This is a genomic window from Komagataeibacter kakiaceti JCM 25156 (assembly GCF_000613305.1).
Genome location: NZ_BAIO01000113.1, coordinates 1 through 6,260 on the forward strand (window position 1 = coordinate 1; position 6,260 = coordinate 6,260).

The 6,260-nt window shown below is 62.3% G+C and carries 7 protein-coding genes and 1 tRNA gene; 3 read left to right on the forward strand and 5 right to left on the reverse strand.

The window, feature by feature from the left end:
• Both JCM25156_RS22680 and JCM25156_RS08130 read right to left on the reverse strand, forming a co-directional pair.
• On the reverse strand, positions 1 to 286 hold a 286-nt coding region (locus JCM25156_RS22680), incomplete at its 3' end, for an AGE family epimerase/isomerase (protein WP_034958941.1).
• Positions 279 to 827, reverse strand: coding sequence for an SDR family oxidoreductase (locus JCM25156_RS08130; RefSeq protein WP_025812720.1), 549 nt, complete (start codon positions 825 to 827; stop codon positions 279 to 281). The genes JCM25156_RS08130 and JCM25156_RS22680, both read right to left, overlap by 8 nt.
• A gap of 404 nt (positions 828 to 1,231) precedes the next feature.
• Between JCM25156_RS08130 and JCM25156_RS08135 the strand changes: the two genes are divergently transcribed.
• On the forward strand, positions 1,232 to 1,957 hold the full coding sequence (locus JCM25156_RS08135; RefSeq protein WP_025812721.1) for an MgtC/SapB family protein: 726 nt from the start codon (positions 1,232 to 1,234) through the stop codon (positions 1,955 to 1,957).
• A 631-nt stretch (positions 1,958 to 2,588) separates the two neighbouring features.
• Positions 2,589 to 3,101, forward strand: coding sequence for a YidB family protein (locus tag JCM25156_RS27900; RefSeq protein ID WP_025812723.1), 513 nt, complete (start codon positions 2,589 to 2,591; stop codon positions 3,099 to 3,101).
• Here JCM25156_RS27900 and JCM25156_RS08150 read toward each other — a convergent pair.
• Entirely contained in the window at positions 2,987 to 3,850 is an 864-nt protein-coding gene (locus JCM25156_RS08150; protein ID WP_025812724.1) for an N-formylglutamate amidohydrolase, read from the reverse strand. The two genes, JCM25156_RS27900 and JCM25156_RS08150, sit on opposite strands and share 115 nt — an antisense overlap.
• 180 nt (positions 3,851 to 4,030) lie before the next feature.
• Here JCM25156_RS08150 and JCM25156_RS08155 point away from each other — a divergent pair.
• Positions 4,031 to 4,105: transfer RNA gene (locus JCM25156_RS08155), tRNA-Val, on the forward strand.
• Positions 4,106 to 4,366: 261 nt separating this feature from the next.
• Here the strand turns inward: JCM25156_RS08155 and JCM25156_RS08160 are convergent.
• A complete protein-coding gene (locus tag JCM25156_RS08160) occupies positions 4,367 to 5,062 on the reverse strand; it encodes an NUDIX domain-containing protein (protein ID WP_025812725.1) in 696 nt (231 codons plus the stop codon).
• A gap of 38 nt (positions 5,063 to 5,100) precedes the next feature.
• Positions 5,101 to 6,260, reverse strand: a 1,160-nt coding sequence (locus JCM25156_RS08165; RefSeq protein WP_025812726.1) for a glycosyltransferase, incomplete at its 5' end; no start/stop codon positions are given.

Sequence of the window (6,260 nt, forward strand, 5' to 3'; positions counted from 1 at the left end):
CAAGCAGGGAGGCCACGCCATGCGCCGCCAGCGGGCCGCAGCCGGGAAGCCCCCGTCCCGCCGCCACGGCGTAGACATGGGTCATGCGCGCGGTCAGCGTACTGTCGGCGGTGGCGTCGGGCTGAAGCATCCCGTCATCGTCCAGCGCTGCGAAACCATCCCGGACGCGGGCGGCCTTGGAAAAATCCAGCAGGTGCTGGCCCTGCATGTCAAGCCAGCGACGATGCGGCGCGAGGCGCAGCCATGAGGAAACAGGCAGCATCAGCGCGGGCAGGGGTTCAGCCATTGATGATCATGCCGCCATTTACATGCAGGGTCTGCCCGGTTACGTACGATGAATCCCGCGCCGCCAGATAGACATAGGCAGGCCCGAGTTCACTGGGCTGGCCAATGCGCCCCAGCGGCGTTTTCTTGCCCAGGTCAGCCACCGCCTGCGGGTCGATCGGCCCCCAGCTGGCGGGTTGCAGGGGTGTCCAGACCGGGCCGGGCGCCACCGCGTTGACACGGATGCCCCTTGGCGCAAGCTGAAGGGCGAGGGCGCGCGTAAACCCCATTTCAGCCGCCTTGGTGGTGGTGTAGGCCACAAGGGACCGGTTACCGGCAAAGGCATTGATCGAGGATGTATTGATGACGACGCTGCCCTTGCCAAAATGTGGCAGTGCGGCGGCGCGCCCGATGCCGCTATCGCCCCCCGTAACCAGCGCCCGGCGGCCCTTCAGCTTGTCGCTGCCATGGTAATCGGCGCGGATATGTTCGGCCGGGGGATCCATCAGCCGTTCTACGCCGGGTTGATGGGGCTGGCTCTGGGGTGGAATGGAAGAGGTCATATTCGGCTCTCCGGCATGACTGTTGAAACAGGCGGCCCGAATGGGGTGCGTTCAAAGTCAACGTGATGAAGGCGAAGTCTGTTGCATCCAATCTGCCCCGCATGCGGGTGAATGCCGCGGGACAAAGCGGCGGACAGTCCTGTCGCGGCGTCTATGCCGAACCTGCGCAGCCCGCGTTAAGATAGGGTGAAGACCAGTTGAACTTCAGGAGGGAGTTAGAAAACAACTGATTGATGAAAAGCGTCCTCATGATTTGCGGGGCGCTTCAAGGCAGTTTTTTTTCAAACACTCTTCAGGCGAACAGACCCGCTCGCGGCCCGTTATCCCGTTACGCCTGATGGCGTGCGTAAAGGGGTGACCGGCGGACCGCCGTGCTCCCTTTGGGGTGGGAGACATGACGACGGATGATTGCTGGAACCTGGCACCAACTTGCTGACCTGTCTGTAGCCTTCATGCTGTCCGCCATGATCGGGCTTGAGCGGGAGTTCCGCCAGAAAAGTGCCGGTATGCGCACCCATGCGCTGGTTGGGTTGGCCGCCGCGCTGATCATGCTCGTATCAAAATATGGTTTTGGCGATGTCCTGATGGTCGGAAAGGTGATTCTTGACCCCTCCCGCGTTGCGGCGCAGGTGGTGTCGGGCATCGGGTTTATTGGCGGTGGCGTTATTTTCATGCGGCGCGACGCCGTGCGCGGCCTGACAACGGCGGCATCCGTCTGGCTGACTGCGGCCGTGGGCATGGCGTGCGGCGCGGGGTTGATTGAACTCGCCCTTGCCGCGACCGCCGCCCACTTCATCATCATGTTCGTTTTTCCCTGTTTTATCCGCCTGCTGCCGCAGGTGCGTCCGCTACAGGCGCGACTGGATGTTTCCTATACCGATGGCATGGGAATCCTCCGCCACATCCTTGTGGCCTGCACGCGACTGCGCTTCGCGGTTGATCAGGTCCATATCACCCAGAACGGGCATTACGCGGATGATCCGGTAGTGGACGGAAAATCCCGTGGCCCTGTCGTGACGCTGACAATGCAGGTGAAGGGAAAGCGCCCGGTGTCCCATCTGGTCGCGGCATTGACAACGATCGAGGGCGTCCAGAGTGTCGGAACGGCCGAGGACGGGGGGCTGGATTAGGGTTGCCCACCATTCATGGCCGGACACGACGCGCATGGTGTGGCGATGACAGGGTTAATGATCGATATGTGGCCCACGGCTCCAGTGCTGGTCCGTGTTCCTGTACTGATTCCGGTTTTCATGTCCGTTGTCGGGATTGTCCCGGTAGGCATGGCGACACCCCGCGGCGGACATGACCAGAGCAAGAACGGCGAGGAATCGTAAGGTCTGGCGCATCATGGCCTCCTGTGGTGGGGCCTGAACGCGGGCAGGGAAGGGGAGTTTTGGAGACTGTTTGAAAAGCCTGTCTTTAAATATCCTGGGGAAGTTTTTACCGCCTGCCTGAAATAACTGGAAAGCCATTCATGCCGTCGCCCTTGCGGGCATGACAGGGCGGAACATTCCCCCAAATTTTCGCCTGCAACGATGCAGGTCACGTCCTCCGCTTTTTTTGTTGACACATCCGCGTGAGGTTTAGCATAAGGGAGAGGAGCAGACCTGCCTTGTGCAACTGCTTCTTGGACGTTTCCTCCCTAAACTCAGCGGTGCTTATGCACCGCTTTTTTTTATCCCGCGTCTTATGGACTCCCTATAAGTACATCAGGCCGTACCCACCGGTCTCCGCAACCTGGCAGACAGGAAAGAAAGCATCATGAGCGGTATCTTTAACGATGTAATGGGCAAGCTGAGCGAACTGGCCGGTGCGACGGGCCTGTCGCAGCAGGTGCATGCCTATCTGTCCCAGTTACTGACGCCCGATACCATCAATAACCTGCTGGCGCAGGCGGAGCAGGCAGGGCTGGGAGACAAGGTCCGTTCGTGGATTGGCGATGGCCATAACCTGCCCATTTCCACCGATGAACTGCGCACATTGCTGGACAACCAGCAGGTTCAGGCCATGATCGACAGAACCGGCCTGCCAGCGGCGACCATCCTGCCGGTACTGGCCCATCTGCTGCCGGAAGCCATCAATGCGCAGACCCCGCAGGCAGCGTACCCGCCAGAACGGCGTAACACCGTTCCGGCCCGGATCGTGTTCCGGGCCACAGCCTACTCCGCCGCCTGCTGCTCCAGCATATCGCCATACTGCACGATGCTGGCCACCAGTTCGGTCAGTACCGCCTGTAGCGTTTCAAAGCCCCCATGGGGTTCCAGGCTGGCCTGATCCATGTACAGCGCCCGGCTGACTTCAAGCTGGAGCGCCTGCACGCCCCGCCGGGGGCGACCGTAATGGCGGGTTACAAATCCCCCCGCGAAGGGCACGTTGCGCGCCACATTATAGCCATGGGCGACAAGCCCCTGTTCCACCAGAGCGGTCAATCCAGGTGTGCAGGCGGTTCCCCACGCATTTCCCAGCACGAAATCCGGCAGGTCGGCCTGTCGCCTGCGGGGGGCTGGCATGGAATGGGCATCGAGCAGGATGCAGCAGCCATGCCGATCCATGTTATCCTGCACCAGCCGTGACAGTGCGTCATGATAGGGTTGCCAGCAGGTGCGGATACGCATTTCCGCCTCGCTGAAAGGGAGGGGGCGCGGATAGATCGGCCCATCGCGTGAAACAATCCGTGCAATGGTGCCAAATCCGGCCCTTACCTTGCTGCTGGTGGTATTGCACCAGTGGGGAAGTGGCTCACGGAACATGGTGGGGTCAAGCTCCCACGCCTCGCGGTTGGCATCGCAATAGGCCCGGGGAAATGTTGCGTGCAGCAGCGTTGCCCCCTGTGCTGTCGCCCCTTCAAACAGCCTGTCAACGTAACAGTCCTCGCTCCGGCGCAGCGCAAGCCCGTCAAGACGCGACATGCGCAGGAATTCCGGCGTGTAATGCCGCCCGGAATGCGGGGACGCCACAATAACCGGGGCCTGCGCCCCCGGCGGAGCATGAATGAGAAAAGGCGGAATCTCGCCGTCGGTCATACCGGCCCGCGCCGATACAGTGGCCCCGGACAGCCCGGAACGGCGACATACAGGAAAGCATGAAAACCCATTCCCCTATTGGCGCAGGCGGCGGCTTTGCGGTCAATGTGATTTTTTTCAAATGGGGGGTTGCATCCCCCTGAAAGGATGCGTAAAAGCCACTTCATCGGAACGGCCGGTGGGCGCATAGCTCAGCGGTAGAGCACTACCTTGACATGGTAGGGGTCACAGGTTCAATCCCTGTTGCGCCCACCAGCCGGTTTGAGAGAAACCCCCGGAAAACTGCCATACATGGCATGTTGCCGGGGGTTTTCGTTAGCCCCATAAAAATCTCTATTCGTCTACCAGAGTCTACGGGCGTTCACCTGAATCCGTGCAGTCATTTTGAGATCTCACGCAGGGCATCAGGACCGTGCGTCAACGATCTGATGATCTCATCACGATACGCATCCGGCATCAGTTAGCGTATCCCGTCATGGTCCTGATCTCGCTCCAGTCCCCGTCTGCCTGGTGCCTTCAGTGCTCCTGATGATGCCGCGCCTGATACATATGCCATGAAAGCAGGGTCTTGGCGTCGGTCATGCCAATACCCGGCACGTCCGCAAGGTCGATGACACGCAGGCGGATATGTTCATGCTCACTGGCAAGGCCGGTCTGCCGCCCCGCAAGGCTGCGCGCCAAGGATTCGTCAATGTGCAGTTCGGCATAGTACAGGCCAATGGCTTCGTCACATCCGCCGGGCGAGAGCCAGACATGCGTCAGTTCCGTCAGGTCTCGCTCACATACCTGGAGGTCGGCCCCGACTTCTTCCGAAAGTTCACGCAGCGCCGTGCTGACGAACCGGCCGCCATCCAGCATGCCTGCCGGCAGCGCCAGCAGGTCGGGCCGGGCCACGGGCACGCGGGCCTCGCGGGTGAGAATGGTGCGATCCGGATGACCGGGGCATTTGAGAACCAGCAGCACCGATACGGAATCCCCGCGCAGCAGGGCAAGTCCCGGCACGGGCTGTCCGTCATGCAGGGCATCGGCTTCGACCAGGATGAAACCCATCCGCGTGCCGAAGGTCGTGGCGTCGCGCACCAGCACATGGCGCAGGGTAAAACGTGCGCGCATGCCATCATACCAGCGGCGGAAATGGGGGGCCGCCAGCACGCGCGCGCGCAGTTCCGCGTCTATGCCGGAGGCAAAGGAAATGTTGTCCATGTCGTCCATCCGGCTCCTGCCTTGCCTGCGCCGGTGTCGCTCCGGCCTCAGTCCCGTGTGAACAGCGTGTCCATGATCCCTGAAATACGGAGGCGATAGTCCTCCGGATCATGTTCGGTGGCGATGCGGGTGAGTGCGTTCCCGCGCACCGTGTCCCACAATGCGCGGTCATGATACAGCCGGATGACCTGCCGCGCAAAGGCGGCCGGGTCGGTCACATCGGCGCACAGCATGTCATGCCCGTCCTGCCACCCTGCCTGCTGGCACAGCAGCGGCGAGCCGACCACGGGCAGGCCGCTGGCCGCCGCCGCATGCAGTTTATGGGCAATACCCGCGGCAAAACGGGTGGGGGCGACGAAGATGCGGTGGCGGTCGTAAACGGGGGTCGTATCTTCCACCCGGCCCAGCATGCGGACATTGGGGTGCTGGCGCAGCGGGCCAAGATCCACGCGCGGGTTCACATATCCACATACGCTGAAGCGGAAATCCGGCCCCAGTTCGGCCACCAACAGGGGCAGGACCTCCGCGCTGAACCAGGCCAGCGAGTCCAGGTTGGGTGCGTTTCTGTCATGCACCGCGCCAAGGAACAGGATGTCGCGTCGCTGGTCCCATCCCGGCCCGGTGGCGCGTGGTGTCAGCGCGTGGCCCAGCACGGATACATTGTCAAACCCGGCCCCGCGCAGCAGACGGGCTTCGGTTTCATTTACCGTCACCACCCGGCGGGCCAGAAACAGCGGGCGCAACTCCTGTTCCAGCCGCAGGGCGAATGGCTGCGCCGGCGTCGTGCCGCGCAGATGGTGCAGGGTCTCGTCACGGCAGGTGGCGATGGCTTCGGTATCGACCACGATACGGTCCGCCGGAATGGCGGAGGCGGTGTTGTTCAGGATCTCCGCAAGGCGCGCGGCATTATGCGTGCGCGCGATCCATATCGCATCGAAACACCCGCTCCGCCCCCGCAGGAAATCCGCCAGATCCGCCTGTTCGCGGTCGTGGATGACCTCGACATCGGGGGGGAAGGCGGCGGCGATGGTGGCCGCGTCCTCAATGGGGCGAAAGATGGGATAGACCGTGACGCGGTAGCCCAGCGCCGCCAGCCCGGCAATAATATCGTTCGAACGGGTAAAGCCGGAACCGAGATAGCGCAGCGGCAGCCTGTCCTCGATGAACAGGACATGCCCGCGCCCGCTATCGGCGTGGCGCGCCCGCG

Excerpts from the sequence above, each read along its gene's own strand:
- JCM25156_RS08160 (WP_025812725.1), bottom strand. The coding sequence starts at position 5,062 with ATGGACGACATGGACAACATTTCCTTTGCCTCCGGCATAGACGCGGAA.
- JCM25156_RS08150 (WP_025812724.1), bottom strand. The coding sequence starts at position 3,850 with ATGACCGACGGCGAGATTCCGCCTTTTCTCATTCATGCTCCGCCGGGG.
- JCM25156_RS27900 (WP_025812723.1), top strand. The coding sequence starts at position 2,589 with ATGAGCGGTATCTTTAACGATGTAATGGGCAAGCTGAGCGAACTGGCC.
- JCM25156_RS08130 (WP_025812720.1), bottom strand. The coding sequence starts at position 827 with ATGACCTCTTCCATTCCACCCCAGAGCCAGCCCCATCAACCCGGCGTA.
- JCM25156_RS08135 (WP_025812721.1), top strand. The coding sequence starts at position 1,232 with ATGATTGCTGGAACCTGGCACCAACTTGCTGACCTGTCTGTAGCCTTC.